Here is an 18,108-nt window from a genome sequence, read left to right on the forward strand (position 1 = left end):
GCGGCATCATATGAGTTCTTGTTCACGCGCATAAGACAACAGCTCGGTAATGGAATTGACGTTTGCCTTTGCCATCATCTTCCGGCGGTGGGCTACAATGGTGTGCTTGCTGAGGTGTGTTTTTTCTGCGGTTTGGGCAATTGACAATCCTTGTGCAAAATGCTGCAGTACCTCGAGCTCGCGTCCAGTAAACAGTATTTTTTTGGATAGGTCTACATTCGAAATGATGTTGCTCAGAATTGGAGAAATGTACTGGCTACCCTCATCAATTACTGTTAAACACTCTAGTATGGTGTTAAAACCAGCTGATTTGCTGACCAAACCATGCGGGTTGTAGCTGAGGATATTCGTAATGGCAACCGGGCTGGTAACAGAGCTCACTACAATGATGGTCATCTGCTTGTTTAATCGCCGGGCTTCGTTAATAAGCGGAAGGCCGTTTTTGTTTTTGAGGTAATAGTCTAAAAAGAGATAAATGGGCGATTGCGAATGCCTGATCAGGAAATTAATCAGCTCGCGTTCTTCGCTAATGGTATGTACAGCACGAAAAAGCTCAAGCCGTTCAATAAGTGCCGAAAAGGAGTCCGCAAACAAGAGATGGTCGTCAAAGGCAATTGCGATAGCGTCACTTTTTTTCATAAACGGGATGAATATAGCAAAAGTACAGGGTTAGATTCGTGGCCAGTTAGGGTATCATGATAATAATAGCTAATTCATGCGATATTGAAGTTATATAATAGCAAATTTTAGCTATTGTTAGGCTAAATCCAAATCGCTTTTGCCATATAAATTGTTCGCTTTTGCTTTAATGCGTCAACAAAATATGAAAGTAAATCTTGTTTTGCCACCTTTTAGATGGAGGTTAGCCAGCTACATCAATTCAGGCAACCATTTTTAACCAGCAGGCAGCAATTTATTGCTATATGGTTAAATGCCATCACATGATTTTGTTATAATGCTCAAGTGGTTGGGTTGCTTCATGCTTTCGATGTTAATTTTAGTTGTTCAGCAACAAGCATGGCAAAGGTAAAGCTGGGTGCTGCATCGGTTGAACCGAATTGAAGAGAACCAAAATCATAAGAAATTGGCCATGTCGGGCAGAATGCAACGTATAATAGGGATGTTTCTTTGTTTTTGCCTGCATGGCCATTTAAACAAGCTTTAGAGCATTGGAAAGACGAGTATGAGATTTACGTTAAAAAGTGTTGAGCCAAGTTGTGTTGACCTGGCTTCGTCCATGCATCAATTTAATGCTTGTGCTACAGCCCACGATCAGTTGCTTGCCCATGTCGATATTATTGCTGCAATCGACTATTATGGCATAACCGAATTGCTAGATGCAATTGGAGAGGAAAGCCTGAGAGCCCATTTGGAATGCCTGAAACAGGAAATAAATCCTACTTCGCCGGATCTATCCTGAGCTGTTCGTACTTCCAAACATAGGCGCCGGTAAGGGGATCTTGTTCGGGCCGAACTGCTGTTACCCTTTTCATGGTAAACGAAAGCTGAATGCTTTCATCATAATGGTGTGGTTTTCCTTCGTTATCGTATAGTACGAGGTCTTTTGGCGTAAAATCGGCAGGCAGGTAAAACTCGTTCTTGCCTTTTCCGTGGTACAAATCAAAGAAATCAATCAGTTGGCCATCCTGGTCATCAACGGTCATGCTGGTTGGGCTGCCCATCTTTAGCGTAAGGTTTGAATTGGCTACCGTTACCTTGCCGATAACGGCTACGCGTTTCCCATCGCTTGTTTTTTGTTTTTTAAGTTCCTGAAACTGGCTGGTGCTCACCACTTCCCCTTTTTCGCCTGGATCTGAAAAAGATTGACACCCAGTTTGCCCCAAAAATATAATGGCCATTGCTGTTATGGCTAATCCGTATCGCAGTAGGTTTTTCATTTGCTTAAGTTGTTTAACGGTAAATGGTATAATCAAGTTATTTGTACGCTTTGAATCTGCTGGCCGCTATTAAAATTGAACATTCCCCCGCGAAATAGACTTATAGAGTTGATATTCGCATTGATCTAATCAATATCCGTTTCTTGTTTCCGGTAATAACCGATATTTAAAGCCAAGCCTGGAGACTTTAAGTCCAAAAAATGTATTATTGCAATAAACAGACAGCAGGATGGTCTATTTGCCTATGGGAAGAAAGATATATAGCTCCTTCATGATTTTAGTGCTAGTTACAGGACTGTTTTCTTGCAACAACAAAAATACTGCGATTGCGAACAAGCCACTCAGGGATCAGTTGCCCAAAGAACTCGGTTTGCTTCTCGAAAAAACTGCCGGGGCCGAAATCAATATCGCCAACTGCAAAAAAGGAATCCGCTTATTGGATAGTGCCGAAAAAAAATATCCTAAAGACTCGCTGGCTATTGCATTTATCAATCTTTACAAGCATAATTATTACCTTTCGCTCGAACAGCTGGATAAGGCATTGCGCTGCAGCAATATCGCCTATGCTTTTTTTAAGGAGCACCGTCAATATGCCGAAGAAGAGTACATTACGGTACTTACCGATCTTTCTTACTTGTATGCCATTCTTGGCGATAACCAAAAGGCAATCAATTACATTAAAGAGGCCGAATATGTAGTTGCAAACCTGTCGTCGGGTCAACAAATCGATAGCAGCTCATTCCTTTTGGCGAATAAAGTTTATTACAATTACGCCTACATCCTGTCGCTCGACAAGGAATATCAAAAGAGCAGGTACTTTTTGTTTAAAATACTTCGGTTGCCTATCCCGGTCCAGCAAAATAGAAATGCGATTTTTAAGAGTACCAGTTACAAAATCGCCGATCTTTACGAAAAAACAGGTCAAGTAGATAGCGCATTGTTTTATATCGCGAAATCTAAACGCTACAGCTTGGCCAATGACAAAATGGACGCCGGCGTAAAGCAAATGATGAACAACAACTTGGACATGGCCTACCTTCGGCTGCAAAGCAAAATCAGTAGGCGCCAACATCAATTGGATAGTGCCATCTTCTTTGCCGAAAAGAGTTTTGCTATGTTAAAACACGAGGGCTGGCTGATAGAAAACAATGATATAGCCACCCAATTAGCCCTTGATTATGAGCAACAAGGCAACGAGAAAAAGGCCAGCACATATTATGAGCACGCCAAGCGTTACTTTTTCATAGAAACGGCTACCAACTACGAGAATAAGGAAAAGGTAATCACAGAGCTGCTTGATTTTGCCGTGCGGACAAAAAAAGATAAAGATATAGCGCCATTGGCCACCGCCTATCAACAGTTCCTTAAAGAAAATTACAACAAACAAAAAGCCATCGCCATTAAGAATGCCGAAATCAGGTACCAGGTAAAGGCGCAAGACGATAAGATTGAAAAACTGGCTTTGGCCAATAAACTGAAGTCGACCGTTATTAAACAAAGAACAATTGTGCTTTCGGCCATGTTCCTTTTGGTGATAGCCGGCATCTTTTTTTATTATTATCAATTAAGGCTTAAGGAAAAATATGTAGCCATCGATCTGGAAGAACGCTTAAGGCTTGCACAAATGAGCCCTCATTTTATTTCGAACTCGCTAAGCGCCATACAGCGGCAGATTTACGATGGCGAAACCAAGCTGGCTGTTGCTTACCTTAACAAATATGCCGTGCTCAACAGGCTGATCCTTGAAAATTCAAGAAACAAGTTTATTTATTTGAGCGACGAACTAGATATCCTGCAAAAATATATCGAACTGCAGCAACTGCGGGTGGCAGATAAATTCGACTATCAATTTAGCCTGTCTGAGGAAGTTGAGGCAATGGCCGAGGAGATCAAAATCCCCAATATGCTGTTGCAGCCTCTGCTTGAAAACGCCATTGAGCATGCTTTTAAGCCCATAGCTTATAAAGGTTTGCTAACAATTAAAATGGCATTGGAACAGCGTTGCCTAAGCTGCGAAATTATAGATAATGGCATCGGCCTGCAGGATAAGGTACAACAGCCAACCAAAAAATCATTTTCTATTCAAATCATCAAAGAACGCTTAGCTTTGTTGAATAAGCAGCATAAGATCAAATCATCCCTGGTAATAGAACCACGCCGCAACGGCCAACCAGGCCTGACCGTAAAGTTGATAATCCCGTTTATAACAGCTTATGACTAAGATTGTACTGATTGACGACGAGCCCCATGTAGGCGCAGTTTGCCGTATTTTGCTCGAAAAGCGAAAAGATGTAGGCATCGTAGCCGAATGTCGCGACATCAGCACCGCTTATCCGGCCATCATTAAGCACAAACCTGATGTAATTTTGCTCGATGTACAGCTAACAGACGGCACAGGTTTCGATTTGCTTGAGAAATTTGAAGATCCTGATTTCGCCGTGATCATTATGACCAGTTTTGACGAATATGCCATTAGGGCGCTAAAAGCCGGCGCAATCGATTACCTGTTGAAACCCCTTATCGACGACGAGTTTGAAGTGGCCATTGAAAAGGCGCTCAAAAGAAATGCCCTCCATGCCCTACAAATAAAGGGGGCCGTGAATAATTTTACCGGAGATTCTAGCAAGATTACCCTAAGCACGCTAAACAACATCTATTTGGTCGATTATAAAGACCTGGTTTATTGTAAATCCGACGGGGGCTATACCACCTTTTTCCTGAAAGACGGCAAGGAAATCGTTGTGTCGAAAATCCTGAAGCATTACGAGGCCATATTGCCAAGCTCCCTTTTTGTGCGCTGCCATCAATCCTATATCATTAACCTGCAGCATATCCTCAGCTTAACCAAAGGCAATACGATTATGTTGACCAACGGTATCAAAATTCCGGTATCTGTTAGAAAGCTCAAAGATATACGCGAACTACTGAAGGCTTATCCAAGATCTTAGCCTTCTTAGCCTGCCTCTGGCCTTTGGCAAATGCTATTCCTTTCAACGGATATTAATCCAATCCTTGCGGATATCAATTTTAAAGTTTGTTTTAAGTTGGGCGGGCTTACTTTTAGGCAAGTTTTTTAACAGGAGATAATTTTAGGATGAAAAAGATTTTTTTAGCTCTCTTCGCTTTTTTGATTGTATTTAAGGTAAATGCCCAACAGCCTGTTGCCAACGACAAGGCTAAAAAGGCGGCTTTTGACAAGGAATTTGTGGCAGGTTCTGCCATTGCCATCAATACGCTAACCCCCGCCCAAACCAGCAATTTGGCGTTGCTGGGCAAGCTATGGGGCTTTTTAAAATACCATCATCCGGCAATTGCCCAAGGCAATTACAATTGGGATTTCGAACTTTTCAGGATCATGCCCAAAATATTGGCGGTTAAAACGAATGCTGATAGAAACGAAATACTGCATCAATGGATAGCCGGTTTGGGTGCTTTTAAAACGGCTGCACCCCGAGTGATTGATGCCAGGCAAATCAAATACAGGCCTAATTTCGATTGGTTTAAGACTTCGGGTTTAAGCAAGCCCCTTATTGAGCAATTGAATGCCATTAAAACTGCCGACAGGACCGAAGAAAGCTACTATGTGAAATTGTACGATGCCGAAACACCGGTGGCCATTTTTAAGAACGAAGCACCATATGCCAGTTTTAAATATCCAGATGCGGGTTACAGGTTGCTGGGCCTATTCAGGTTCTGGAGCATTTTTGAATATTTTGCGCCTTATAAAAATTTAACAGATAAGCCTTGGGGCAATGTGCTGAACGAATACATTCCCAAAATTATCGCGGCCAAAGACGAATTGAGCTACAAGCTTGCAGTGGTAGAGTACGTTGGAGAGATTAAGGATTCGCATACCGATGTTTCGCCTTATGATAGTGCGCTCAAAACATTTTATGGCGGCTTGATGCCTAATATCGAAATTGTTTTTGTTGACAACAAGCCAGTGGTGAGCTACAGCAACGACGAAGTAGTGGGTATCAATACGCTAAAAAGGGGAGATGTGATAAAAAGCATCAACAATGTTCCGGTAGAACAGCTCTTAAAAGACAAGCTGCCTTATGCAATCGCCTCGAATTATCCCACCCAGCTCAGGAAACTGACCAGTCGGCTGATGAGGACCAATGATACCCTGATGCAGGTAACTTACCTGCGCGATGGCCAAATGGAAAGCACCAGTCTCAAATGTTTTTCGGTTAATAAAACCAATTACAAAAAACCGCTACCTGCAGATAGCGGTTTTAAAATCATCAATACCAACATTGCTTATTTCAATCCCGAAAGGTTAGGCCTTAAACAGTTGGCTCAGGTCATGCCATTGGCCATGAAAACCAAAGCCATGATCATCGATTTGCGTACCTACCCGAAAGAATCGGCGTTTGTATGGGAAATTGGTAAATACCTGTTTGCTAAGCCTATGGATATTGCCAGGTATACGGGTGGCAGTACGGAAACACCAGGACTTTTCACGTACATGCCTGACGAATACATGAAAAACCTGCGGATAGGCGAGGAAAGGACCGATAACTACAAGGGAAAACTAATTGTTTTGGTTAATGAAGAAACCCAAAGCTTGGCCGAGCTATCGGCTATGGCTTTAAGTACCAGGCCAAATACCACCATTATGGGCAGCCAAACGGCTGGCGCCGACGGAAGTGTGGGTATGGCTGTTGCTTTTCCGGGCGGCTTGGCTGCCAGTTTTACCCAAATCGGGGTTTATTATCCCGATGGAAAAGAAACGCAAAGAATTGGCATCGTGCCTAATCTTGTGGTAAAGCCAAGCGTAGACGGCATTAAAAAGGGAAAAGACGAAGTGTTGGAAAAGGCGATTTCGATGGCCGATAAATAATTCCGGCACACAAACAAAGCCAACATATTAGAGCAAGCCAATTTTGATGGCTTTACCTATCAGCGTAGCTGTATTCTTGACTTCGAATTTTTCGAGCAGGCTTTTGCGATGAGTATTTACCGTAGGCATGCTGATGAAGAGCTTTTCCGATATTTCGGCATTGGTTAAGCCTTCGGCAATGAGTTGCAGTACTTCCTTTTCGCGCCGGGTAATGAGCGGATGCTTCTCTTGGGGCTCTCTTAAGGCTACGGCAGCTTCAAAACTGAAGTAGTTTTTGCCTTTCAGCACCTCGCTAATGGCTTCGAGCAACTCTTCTTTGGTGGCGTTTTTCAATAGATAGCCAGAAGCGCCGTTGGCCATCATATTTTGAATAATGGTTTGCTGATTAAAGGTGCTCAAACCCAACACCAGTACCGACGGATATAGCTGCCGTACCTCTTTGCAAAGATCGGTACCACTCTTGTCGGGCAGGTTTACATCCATGAGGATAACGTCGGGCTGGTGCTGCTTGAGAAAAGCCAAACAGGAGGCTGCGTTGGTGGCGTGGCCCATCCAGTCGATGGTTTTTTCGTTTTGCAGCAAGGAGCGGATGCCCTCGATCACCATGTAATGATCGTCAACTATAAAAATGCCAGCTTTCATCAGATCGCGATTTCAATCATTACAGAAGTACCCTTGTTGGGAGCCGATTGCACATCGAGCTTGCCTTTTAAAAACTCGACCCGGTTTTGGATGTTCTGCCAGCCCATACCGGTGGCCTCGTTTAATGTGGCGGTGTCGAAACCATTGCCATCATCTTCTACGGTAATAGCCAATAATCTTTCCTGTTCTGACAGGTGCAGCTGTACCAGTACGTTTTTGGCGTAGGCATGCTTAATGGAATTGTTGACCAATTCCTGCACAATTCGATAAACAGCCACGGCAGTGGTTTGTTCAATGGCGGCCTTGTTCATGCCAACCGATTGATAGTTTATGGCCAGCACGCCGCTTTGGTTAATTTCGTGGCAAAACTCTTTTAGTGCAGTGTCTAGCCCATATCGCACCAGTATTTCGGGCATCATGTTGTGGGCTACGCGGCGCATTTCGCGTATAGAGCTGTCTAGCATATCCATGCTGCGTTCAAAAGCCTGGGCATTGTCGGGGGTTAAAATCAGGTTGCCTTTCATGTTACTTAATGAGTATTTGATGCCGCTCAGCAGGCCTCCCAAGCCATCGTGCAGGTCTTTGGCCAAACGGGTGCGTTCCTGTTCTTCGCCTTTGAGCACGGCTTCTGTAGCAGTGAGTTGTTTCTCGGTTTCTAATTCGTCAATTTTTGCTTGTTGTAGCTTGCGGCGATGCCTGTAATTGCGGTAGCCCAGCAGCGAAATAACCAGCAAGGCTATGGCGCCAACAATCAGGAAATAGATCAGGTTGCTCTTTTGCCTGAGTTGTGCCTGTTGGAGTTTGATTTGCGTTTCTTTTTTTGCTGTTTCAAATTTCTTCTCTAGCAACAAGGTTTTGCTCTGGATTTCTTCGCCCCGCAGTTTGGTTTCGATAGCGGATGCGCTGTCTAAATACTGCTCTGCAGCAACAACGTCGTGCAGGCCGAATAAAATACCCGACATCACCTTTAAACCTTCAAATTTTTCCTGTTTCAAATCAAGGCTGTCGGCCAGTTTAAGCGAAGCCGAAATATAGCTTTTCGCTGTTTTGAAGTCTTTTTTGAGGAGGAAGTGCAGGGCCATGCCTCTTCCAGCAATGACTTCGCCTTCCGAGTCGTTGAGTTGCTTGCTGAGCGTTAGCGCCGCTTCATGGTATTTGCGCATGCCATCGGCATCGTAGCGGTGAAAATAGATATTGCCGATACCAATCAGACAGGCGAGTTCCAAGGCTTTGTAGCCTGTTTTTTTGGAAATGGCAAGCCCTTCTTGATAACAGGTCAAGGCAGAGGCATTATTGTTGAGCGACTGATAGTTGTTGGCTAAGTTGAGCGAGGCTTGCCCCAGCTCTATCTCTTTTCCTGCTGTTCTAAAATAACGAACAGCCTCTTTGCCATACTGTATCCCTTTTTCATATTGATACAGATGGAAATATACATTTTGGATCAGGTCGTTCATCCGCGCGGCCAAATACGGGTCATTGATTTGGTCAAAATTCTTTTTAGCAATTTCATAATAATAGACGGCGTCTTCATATTGGCCCAGAAAGTTGAAGCTGTTGCCCACATTAGCCGTTGTTTTTGCAATAATTACGGCATCGTTAAGTTGTTTGGCAATTTGAAGGGCCTGCTTGTTAAGCAGCAAGGAACTGTCAAGCGCACCTTTCGCATTTAAAATACCCGTGTAATTAGAGATGAATTTGATAATACCCTTCTTGTAATTTAGCCTTTTGCTGAGGTCGCCGGCCATTTTATAGTATTTTTCAGCGGTTTTTGTGTCGTCAAGCTCGTATACGTTGCCTATATTCAGATACAGTTGCACTTTGTTGGTATCTTCTTTGGCGTTGGGGAGCAATTGCAGTAAGCTGTCTTTACGCATGGCCGTCTGCGCCTGCGCAGCAAAACTGATGAAACCTACTAATAAGAAGAGCAATGATTTTTTCATACGTTAATTTACGCTTTTCTACAATGCAAATAAAATATTGTGGCGCCGTATTTTTCATCATCTTTTTTAATGATTTTTTGGGTTTGCGGTAAAAAAGCCGTCGTTAAAAAGGACGGCAATCAGTTAAGTTCCATTTTCATTTTACCAATCCGCCACCCGTACAGCAATGTAAGCCTTGCGGTTTTATCTCTTTTCGAGTATGGTTGGTCATATGGGTTTGAAATTCAATAACAGGGGTGGTTCGAAACGATAAAATCATCTTTTTTGATGATTGTTTCCCCTGGTCATCCAATCTAGTTTTATCCTATGGTTTATGTTTAAAAACACCGCTATGAAACTGATTAAAAATATGTTGCTGATGAATTTATTTTTATTAATGGGCTATGCGGGTTTTGCCCAAAAGCAAAGCTTTGATGCCGTCTTTTTTACGATGCCCAAGGGCTGGCAGCAGCAGCAAGGCGAAGGTGGCCTGCAGCTTTCGGTTATGGATAGCAAAACCGGTAGCTATGCCATTGCCGTTATTACCAAGGCCAATGCATCAGCTGCATCAGCCAATGAAAATTTCAGCAATGATTGGCTCAGGTTGGTAAAGGGTTCGGTACAGGTAAACGGTGAACCGAGCCTGCAGCAAGCCACCAAGCAAAACGGGTGGACTGTAATTTCTGGCCGCGCCAGTTACACCGAAGGAGCCAATCAGGGAATGGCTACTTTGTTAACTGCTACAGGTGGCGGACAAATGGTGAGCGTGGCTGCAATGACCAATACCAAAATCTATGAAAAAGAACTGTTGGCATTAATCAGCTCGCTCGAATGGGCAAAAGTGGCGCAAGCCAATGTGGTTGTCGCAAAGCCTGTGGTCAAAGGCGGAGCCGGAAAAACTTCTATAGTGGGCTTATGGTGCGATAATACCTTGGAAACGACAGGGAGTTACGTCAATGGTTTTCCGCAATATACCGCGGGCTACATGAGAAAAGAATATGCTTTTTATCCCGATGGCACCTACCTGTTTCGCAACAAGCAATGGCAAACCCTGATGAAGGATATTTTATACGTTTACGAAACCGGAACTTACTCGGTTAATGGCAACCAGCTAACCATTACCCCCAAACAGGGCAAGGGTGGCTGGTGGGCTAAGGGACAAAGTACCAAGGTTTGGGGCAACCCTGTAAAAACAGCTGATTATAAATTGGAAAAAGCAACCTATGCTTTTGAAATCAAATATTTTTCGGGAAGCCAGGATTATTGTCTTATCCTCAAAATGACTGGGCCAACCCAAAGGGAAGGCAACTCCAATAGCCATCAATATGAAGTTAGCTACAAGCTGATGGAAGCTAACAAATCCATCATCGATAATCCGCCCGGATTTAAAACCGGCTTCGAAAATAAACAATTGCCACAGTAAAATAATGCCAATGTCTGTCTCACCAAATTTAACGGCTATGAAATTTTTATCCCTCATACTAATCGCTTTGTTGCCAGCCACAATAGTGTTGGCCCAGTCCAAAAATCCAACCACAAATAAGGAAGTGCAAGCTAAAATCAAACAGGCGCAGCGGCAATTGGATAAACAGTCGACCAGCATATTGCCGAAGCCAATCAGCCAGGCATGGGCGATGCACAGTTGAGCGATAAAGGCATAGAGGTCGGTGTTTCGGGATGGATGAGCCTTATTGCTGGAAGCAGCAGCGCCAATGTGTTTGTACACTCCCAAATAACGATATCCTAACGATACGCTAAGCATAAAATCATCCTTTTTAACGATTGATTTCCCTGGTCAGCTGGTCTAATTTTATCCTGTTAAACGTTAAGTCATGAAAAAGATAGTTCTCGTATTGCTTAATACCTGCTTTGGCCTTATCGGAACAACACCATTAACTTCACCATAGACAATTATCAATAAGCCGAAGAATCCATAGCCATGAAACTGCTCAAAATCGTCCTTCTCCTTCATTCATTTTTGCTGATGAGCTGTACCAGCTTTGCCCAAAGGCAAACCTTTGATGTCATCTCTTTTACCCAGCCCAAAGGCTGGCAACAGCAACAAAACGAAGTGGCGGTTCAGTTGGCGGTTTCTGATCAAAAAACCGGAGCCTACGCCATGGTTATCATCACCAAGGCAAAACCTTCTGCCGCTTCTGCCGATGAAAATTTTAACCGCAAATGGACGGCAGCCATCAAAGGCCAGATCCAGGTAGATGGAGAGCCTGTAATGCAGCCCGCCACCCATGAAAACGGTTGGGGAATTGTAACGGGAAGCAGCACCTATACCGATAAAGGCAATAAAGGTAAGGTGGCCTTGCTTTCGGCCACGGGCAACGGACAAACAGTGAGCGTGGTGGTTATGGCCAACAGCCAGCAGTATGAAAAAGATTTGGCCGATTTTCTGAACTCCTTAGAGCTGTCGAAAACTGGGCAAGATGAGCACGGCAATTCGGTTTTGCCCGCAACCTCGCAAAAAACCTTAACCACAGGTAACAGCAGTAATGCGCCGCTTGCGGGAAGGATATGGGAGGGAACTTCTACCGAAAAATTTACAGGGGCAGGAACCATGACCGGCTATAACACCGGAGGGTTTTTTACCGGCCAATACCAGTTCAATGCCGACGGTACTTACAGGTTTGTTCAGGTTTTAGCCTCACATTATACTACTACTAAAACTTATGAACACGAAACCGGTACATGGTCGGTAAATGGTAATCAGCTTACCGTCAATCCTACCAACGGACAAAATGAGGAATGGAGTAAAATGGGAAAGACATCTAATGGAAACAGCGATGTAACCAATCGCACCATTAACGAAACCTGGGGTAAAAGGCTGAAAAGCAGTCCACGGAAACTGGAAAAATATACCTACACTTTTAGCATCGGCGCCAATGGCAACCGTACCGCATTGGTTTTGCAACGCAGCGGGCGTACCGAAAGAGAAGGCGAGGGTAAGGTATCCTATTTCAACGAAACCCCTGCCGAAAAATCGGTCAGGCTACCAGGAAATTAGGCAAGGAAATCACGATGCACGGCTATTTTTCCGAAAGTACCTGAATGGCAGTTGCCAGCGAGTCCACGAAATTGACGTGTTTTCTGGTATTGCTTTCCAACATGAAATCCCTGATGCTTTTGCTGGTATAAGGTGAAAAATCGCCAACGATGGCCAGCTGAACCCGATAGTTTGAGAATTTTTGGAGGATTTCTCCGGCCATGCCGTTCTTCAGGTCGAAAAATGCCGGCGTAAGCTGGCTTTCGCGAACAATAATTTTGTCGAAGCCCTGATAATACAAGTTTCCCAGTAAATCGAGGCCATCTTCGGCGGTTTTAATAATCGTGGTGTCGGCTATGATTTCGGCAATTTGGGCGCCGTTTACTTGGTGGCTTTCGATTTTCATGAGGAGGTTAAAGTTACGGTTATTTAAGTAAATAGGATGGATAACAAAAAGATTTTTCCTTTTCTCAGCCTTTCTTTTCTAAGGCAGCTAAGGTGGTCGCAAAGCCATCGCCTTGTTGTTGATGTGAGGTGCTCACCCTAAAATCACGGTCTTTGTTACAAGATTATTTTTTCTAGAAATATTAGGCTAATTTTATTGCCTAATTCAGCAATATGAAGAAACTACAACTGTTAATGGTTTGGGTATTTGTGTTTACCTGTGCGGTTAAGGCGCAGCAACTCAAATCGCCAAATGGAAATATCACCATGAGCTTTGCGCTCAATGCCAACGGAACGCCGACTTACAGCCTGCAATACAAGCAAAAAGACGTGGTTAAAACCAGTAAGCTCGGCCTTGAACTGAAAGACGATAAAAAATCCCTGTTAAGCGATTTTACCATTGCCGACACCCAAACTTCTACCTTCGACGAAACCTGGAAACCGGTTTGGGGCGAGGTAAACGTCATTCGCAACCATTACAACGAATTGGCCGTAACGCTTGCCCAAAAAGAAACCGACCGGAAAATTCGGATCCGTTTCCGTCTTTTTGATGAAGGTCTGGGCTTTCGCTACGAATTCCCTACGCAAAAGAACCTCACTTACTTTGTGGTAAAAGAAGAAAAAACCGAATTTGCCATGGCCGGCGATCATACCGCTTTTTGGATTCCGGGTGATTACGATACCCAGGAATATGATTACAATACCACCAAGCTGAGCGAAATCAGGGCTTTGGGCGAAAAGGCCAGAACCGCCAATGTATCGCAGCAGGGGTTTTCGCCAACAGGCGTTCAAACTTCGCTGATGATGAAAACCAACGACGGCTTGTACCTCAATATCCACGAAGCCGCGCTCCTCAACTATCCGTGCATGCACCTTAACCTCGACGACCGTACCATGACTTTCCAATCGTGGCTAACGCCCGATGCCAAAGGCGATAAGGGTTATGTGCAGGTGCCTTTCAACACCCCTTGGCGTACCGTAATGGTTAGCGATGATGCCCGTGATATTGTAGCGTCAAAAATGATCTATAACCTGAACGAACCTTCAAAAATCAAGGATGTTTCGTGGATCAAGCCCGTAAAATACATGGGGGTTTGGTGGGAAATGATTACCGGCAAAAGCACCTGGGCCTATACCGACGATTACCCGACGGTTGAATTGGGCATCACCAACTACAACAAGGCCAAACCCAACGGCAAACATGGCGCCACCACGGCCAATGTAAAAAAGTACATCGACTTTGCCGCTAAAAACGGTTTTGATGCCGTATTGGTTGAAGGCTGGAATGTGGGATGGGAAGACTGGTTTGGCCATTTGAAAGATTATGTGTTCGATTTTGTAACTCCATATCCCGATTTTAATGTGCAAGAACTGCAGGCTTATGCCAAAGCCAAAGGCATTAAACTCATCATGCACCACGAAACCTCATCGTCGGTTCGAAATTATGAACGCCACATCGATACCGCCTACAAATTTATGAAGGCCAATGGCTACGATGCGGTTAAGAGTGGTTATGTAGGTAACATTTTGCCGGTAGGCGAAAACCATTACAGCCAATGGATGATCAATCACTACCAATATGCCATAGAAAAGGCGGCCGACTACCACATCATGGTCAATGCGCACGAGGCCGTACGCCCAACAGGCATTGCCCGTACCTACCCCAACCTGATTGGCAACGAATCGGCCAGAGGCACCGAATACCAGGCCTTTGGGGGTTCAAAGCCCAACCACGTTACCATCCTGCCGTTTACCAGGTTGTTGGGTGGCCCGATGGATTATACGCCTGGGATTTTCGAAATGGACATCAGCAAGTTCAGTCCGAACAACAATTCGCACGTAAACAGTACGCTGGCCAACCAATTGGCTTTGTATTTAACATTGTACAGCCCTTTGCAAATGGCGGCCGATATGCCCGAGCATTACGAGCGCTTTCCGGATGCTTTTCAGTTTATCAAAGATGTGGCGGTTGATTGGGACGACAGCAAATACCTCGAAGCCGAGCCCGGCCAGTACCTTACCGTAGCCCGCAAGGCCAAAGGCACAGGCAAATGGTTTTTGGGTAGTGTAAACGGCGATAATGTGCGAACATCGAATATTACGCTCGACTTCTTGGAAAAAGGCAAAAAATACATGGCAACTATTTATGCCGATACCCAGGAAACCAATTACAAAACCAATCCGCAGGCTTACAACATCCGTAAAATAACGGTAACCAGCAAAAGTAAGTTGGCGCAGTTTTGCGCGGCTGCGGGCGGCTACGCCATCAGTTTCGAAGAAATAAAGTAAAATATAGGATAGAATTGCCCAATCAGGCATTAAATCTCTAATTTGTAAAGCCTTCGGAGCCATTCCGGGGGCTTTGTTTTAATCAATAACACACCCAAGAAACCAATCCCATGAACAAATTCAAATCTTTGCTATTCGTCTTGCTTGCCTTTTGCAGCCAGTTGCTTTGGGCACAAAGCTCAAAACCTGCCATCATCCCTTTTCAGCTTACCAAATACAACAACATGGCAGTAAAGGCCCTGGTTAATCATAAAGATACTGTAAGCCTGATGTTCCATACCGCGGCAAGTTCGTTAATGCTTACCGAAGAAGCCACCAAAAGGATGAAAAGCCTGGTTTTTGATAGGGTAGACAGCGTAAAAAGCTGGGGTGGCGAGAGCGAGTCGAGGTACAGCAAAAGCAACAGCCTTAAAATAGGCGACTTGGTGTGGGAAAACCTGGAGGTATGGGAAGACAAAAATTCCGGCCAGCAAACCGAGGGCAAATTCGGCCCTGATCTTTTTAAGAACAAGGTGGTAGAAATCGATTTCGACAAAAGCCAGATCCTGGTTTACGAAAAATTGCCGGCCAAGGCGAAAAAATATGAAAAAATGCCCCTAAGCTATATCAACGGCAACATGTTTATAGCAGGCACAAGCAAATTGGATGGCAAGAGCCTCAGCAATAAGTTTTTGATACATTCGGGCTATGCTGGTGCCATTTTGTTCGACGATGTCTTTACGGCCACCAACCAGTTAGACAAAAAGCTTGAGATCGTTGGCGAAAAATCGCTGAAAGACTCTTATGGCAATGTCATCAAAACCCAAAAAGCCATCTTGCCGGGTTTCGCCCTTGGCAAAATAGAACTGGCCAATGTGCCGGTTGGGTTTTTTGCAGGTGCTATCGGCAGGCAAAAAATGAGTATCATTGGTGGCGACGTGCTCAAACGATTCAATATCATTTTCGATGCCCAACGCACTTTTGTTTACCTCAAAGCTAATTCGTTGGCAAAAAAAGCCTACAGCAATATTTAGCGGTTTGATTTTTGGGTTGAAGATTTATACTAAAAATAACAATGGCTTGTTTTTGAAGCCACTTAAATTGTATAAATTGATCGGGTAAACCTTTAACCCAAAAACTAAAACCATGATCAGAAAAATTGTTTTTACCTTATGTGGGCTAGGCCTTGCGATAACGGGCTTTGCACAGAAATTCATGCCCGAAATCAAGGCCGGAACCATGCTAAACGCAACGGTGTTTGTACAAAGTCAGGAAGTGCCCGTAACCTTTACCATAAAGCGTATGGAAACACCAATTACCTTGGCCTGGTTTGTAGATGGCTACGGTGAAGGTGCTTTCGAGCTCAGCCAAAAGGCCTACGAAAGCGGCAAAGAAATTTATACGCAACAGCCGCCGCAGGGAACCACCAAATTAAGCGATAGCGAAACCTACGGACTGATTTCGAAAGATGCCTATAAATCCTTAACTGCCAATAAGTCGTTTACCTACAATGGCCTGAAGTTTAAGCCTAAGGAAACCGGTTTAAATCCCATGAAACTAGACGGCAAGGAAATCGACGCTACGCAGGTAGCCAGCGAAGACGGCAAAATAGAGCTTTGGATCTTGAATAACCCCAATTTTCCGCTTATTTTGCAATCTGCAGGTTTGGGTCTCGATGTAGTGATACACGAAATCAAGTAGCAAAACTAAGCTAATGGCCTGCCAATCTGTAGCTAGTAAGATGTTTGTTGAAAAAAGATGAAGCCCGAAAGGGCTTTTTTCTTATTTTTACGGCGATATGGAAACTCAAAAAACAGAAATATTCGATACCGTTGCACAACGTTTGCAGATAGAAGGTTTTAACGTCGTAAACCGTGATGAGACCCGTCCGTGGGGCGGTTTTTTTGTAATAGACGAAGACCAGGCCCAGCAGTTTGCCGATACTTATTTTGACGGTCTGGATGTAAACAGTCTTAAAATAGGCGGAAAATTAAGCCCTAAGATTTTAATTGTTGCCCCAAATACCCGCCTTTCGTGGCAATACCATCACCGCAGAGCCGAAATTTGGCAAGTGGTAAGTGGTACCGTTGGCATTAAAACCAGCGCCACCGACGAGGAGGGCGAAGTAAAAACCTACCACCCCAAAGACCAGATCAAATTGCAGCAAGGCGAGCGCCACCGTTTGATCGGCTTGGAAGACTGGGGCGTAGTAGCCGAAATCTGGCAACATACCGATGCCCAAAATCCATCAGACGAGAGTGATATCGTACGCGTACAAGACGATTTCGGGAGGTAATAAAACTGCATGCAAGAATCTACAAGTTGTAAGAATTGCCAGGCCTTAACGGCGGGCAACTATTGCAGTAATTGCGGCCAAGCCACAGATACCCATCGATTAAGTGCCCATTATTTATGGCACGATATCCAGCATCACCTGTTGCATTTTGATAAAGGGGTGTTCTACACCATTAAAGAGCTTTTTACCCGCCCGGGCTATTCCATCCGCGAATACATCGAAGGGAAGAGGATCAAGCATTTTAGGCCGATTTCATTGGTGATTTTGCTGGCTACGCTGTATGGAATTCTAAGCCTCTATTTTCATACCGATGTTGCAGGTGGCATAAAGTACGAATTTAGCGAAAATGGAGCAGCTGCTTTTCAACGACTTAACGAGTGGGCTTCGCAGCACTATGTAGCTTACATGATGATCGCCTTGCCGTTTTCAGCATTGGGCTCTTTTCTCGCCTTCAGAAGCCAGCGCTATAATTTTGTTGAGCATTTTGTGATGGCTGCTTTTTTATTGGGGCAGGCTTTGGTGGTAATGCTGCTGTTCTTTCCGCTCAACTATTTATTGGCCGACAGCCCTTTGCTCAAAGTAATGAGCACTGTCGTGGCATTTATAGGCTTTGGCCTTAATCTTTGGGTCAACATCCAGTTTTTTGATAAGCTTTCGCGGGTAAAAGTGTTTTGGCTCACTTTGCTCAGCTACCTCATCATGACGGTGGCCATGAGTGTGCTAAGTGCAGGCGGAACAATTTTATACCTGGTGTTTACCCACTTAACAAAAGCTTAAAAAACCAAATTCCTTTAATTGCC

The 18,108-nt window shown here is 44.3% G+C and carries 15 protein-coding genes; 10 read left to right on the forward strand and 5 right to left on the reverse strand.

All coding sequences use genetic code 11. The annotated features are described in order from the left end of the window. Positions 1-6: 6 nt before the first annotated feature. Positions 7-639, reverse strand: coding sequence for a response regulator transcription factor (locus AC6H1S_RS03990; RefSeq protein WP_199141529.1), 633 nt, complete (start codon positions 637-639; stop codon positions 7-9). A 758-nt stretch (positions 640-1,397) separates the two neighbouring features. Continuing rightward, positions 1,398-1,898: a hypothetical protein gene (locus AC6H1S_RS03995; RefSeq protein ID WP_199141528.1), complete on the reverse strand. Its 501-nt coding sequence runs from the start codon at positions 1,896-1,898 to the stop codon at positions 1,398-1,400. Positions 1,899-2,169: 271 nt separating this feature from the next. Between AC6H1S_RS03995 and AC6H1S_RS04000 the strand changes: the two genes are divergently transcribed. The 3 genes from AC6H1S_RS04000 to AC6H1S_RS04010 all read left to right on the forward strand — a co-directional run bounded on the left by AC6H1S_RS04000 (position 2,170) and on the right by AC6H1S_RS04010 (position 6,744). Next, positions 2,170-4,119 carry a sensor histidine kinase gene (locus tag AC6H1S_RS04000; RefSeq protein ID WP_497565210.1) on the forward strand — a complete coding sequence of 650 codons (1,950 nt, stop codon included), beginning with the start codon at positions 2,170-2,172 and terminating at the stop codon, positions 4,117-4,119. Further along, entirely contained in the window at positions 4,112-4,846 is a 735-nt protein-coding gene (locus AC6H1S_RS04005; protein ID WP_497565211.1) for a LytR/AlgR family response regulator transcription factor, read from the forward strand. Before AC6H1S_RS04000 ends, AC6H1S_RS04005 begins: the two co-directional genes overlap by 8 nt. A gap of 146 nt (positions 4,847-4,992) precedes the next feature. Beyond that, positions 4,993-6,744 (forward strand): S41 family peptidase, encoded by a 1,752-nt coding sequence (locus AC6H1S_RS04010; protein WP_497565212.1) that lies wholly within the window; start codon positions 4,993-4,995, stop codon positions 6,742-6,744. A 27-nt stretch (positions 6,745-6,771) separates the two neighbouring features. Here the strand turns inward: AC6H1S_RS04010 and AC6H1S_RS04015 are convergent, their stop codons facing one another. Both AC6H1S_RS04015 and AC6H1S_RS04020 read right to left on the reverse strand, forming a co-directional pair. Further along, on the reverse strand, positions 6,772-7,386 hold the full coding sequence (locus AC6H1S_RS04015; RefSeq protein WP_497565213.1) for a response regulator: 615 nt from the start codon (positions 7,384-7,386) through the stop codon (positions 6,772-6,774). Next, complete coding sequence (locus AC6H1S_RS04020) at positions 7,386-9,326, reverse strand: tetratricopeptide repeat-containing sensor histidine kinase (RefSeq protein WP_497565214.1); 1,941 nt, start codon at positions 9,324-9,326, stop codon at positions 7,386-7,388. Before AC6H1S_RS04020 ends, AC6H1S_RS04015 begins: the two co-directional genes overlap by 1 nt. 331 nt (positions 9,327-9,657) lie before the next feature. On the opposite strand from AC6H1S_RS04020, the gene AC6H1S_RS04025 reads away from it, so the two are divergent. Together AC6H1S_RS04025 and AC6H1S_RS04030 are read left to right on the forward strand one after the other, a co-directional pair. Further along, positions 9,658-10,728: a hypothetical protein gene (locus AC6H1S_RS04025; protein ID WP_497565215.1), complete on the forward strand. Its 1,071-nt coding sequence runs from the start codon at positions 9,658-9,660 to the stop codon at positions 10,726-10,728. Between the two features lie 516 nt (positions 10,729-11,244). Continuing rightward, entirely contained in the window at positions 11,245-12,321 is a 1,077-nt protein-coding gene (locus AC6H1S_RS04030; protein ID WP_497565216.1) for a hypothetical protein, read from the forward strand. Between the two features lie 22 nt (positions 12,322-12,343). Here the strand turns inward: AC6H1S_RS04030 and AC6H1S_RS04035 are convergent, their stop codons facing one another. After that, on the reverse strand, positions 12,344-12,706 hold the full coding sequence (locus AC6H1S_RS04035; RefSeq protein ID WP_497565217.1) for a DUF4180 domain-containing protein: 363 nt from the start codon (positions 12,704-12,706) through the stop codon (positions 12,344-12,346). Positions 12,707-12,918: 212 nt separating this feature from the next. On the opposite strand from AC6H1S_RS04035, the gene AC6H1S_RS04040 reads away from it, so the two are divergent. From AC6H1S_RS04040 to AC6H1S_RS04060, 5 genes are all read left to right on the forward strand, one after another. Then, complete coding sequence (locus AC6H1S_RS04040; protein ID WP_497565219.1) at positions 12,919-15,033, forward strand: glycoside hydrolase family 97 protein; 2,115 nt, start codon at positions 12,919-12,921, stop codon at positions 15,031-15,033. 110 nt (positions 15,034-15,143) lie between these two features. Then, positions 15,144-16,046, forward strand: a complete 903-nt coding sequence (locus AC6H1S_RS04045) for a retropepsin-like aspartic protease (RefSeq protein WP_497565220.1) — start codon at positions 15,144-15,146, stop codon at positions 16,044-16,046. A gap of 112 nt (positions 16,047-16,158) precedes the next feature. Beyond that, positions 16,159-16,713 carry a hypothetical protein gene (locus AC6H1S_RS04050; RefSeq protein WP_497565221.1) on the forward strand — a complete coding sequence of 185 codons (555 nt, stop codon included), beginning with the start codon at positions 16,159-16,161 and terminating at the stop codon, positions 16,711-16,713. 97 nt (positions 16,714-16,810) lie between these two features. Beyond that, complete coding sequence (locus AC6H1S_RS04055; RefSeq protein WP_497565222.1) at positions 16,811-17,308, forward strand: cupin domain-containing protein; 498 nt, start codon at positions 16,811-16,813, stop codon at positions 17,306-17,308. 9 nt (positions 17,309-17,317) lie between these two features. After that, on the forward strand, positions 17,318-18,085 hold the full coding sequence (locus tag AC6H1S_RS04060) for a DUF3667 domain-containing protein (RefSeq protein ID WP_497565223.1): 768 nt from the start codon (positions 17,318-17,320) through the stop codon (positions 18,083-18,085). Positions 18,086-18,108 lie beyond the last annotated feature (23 nt).

It is taken from the genome of Pedobacter sp. TM02 (assembly GCF_059705275.1).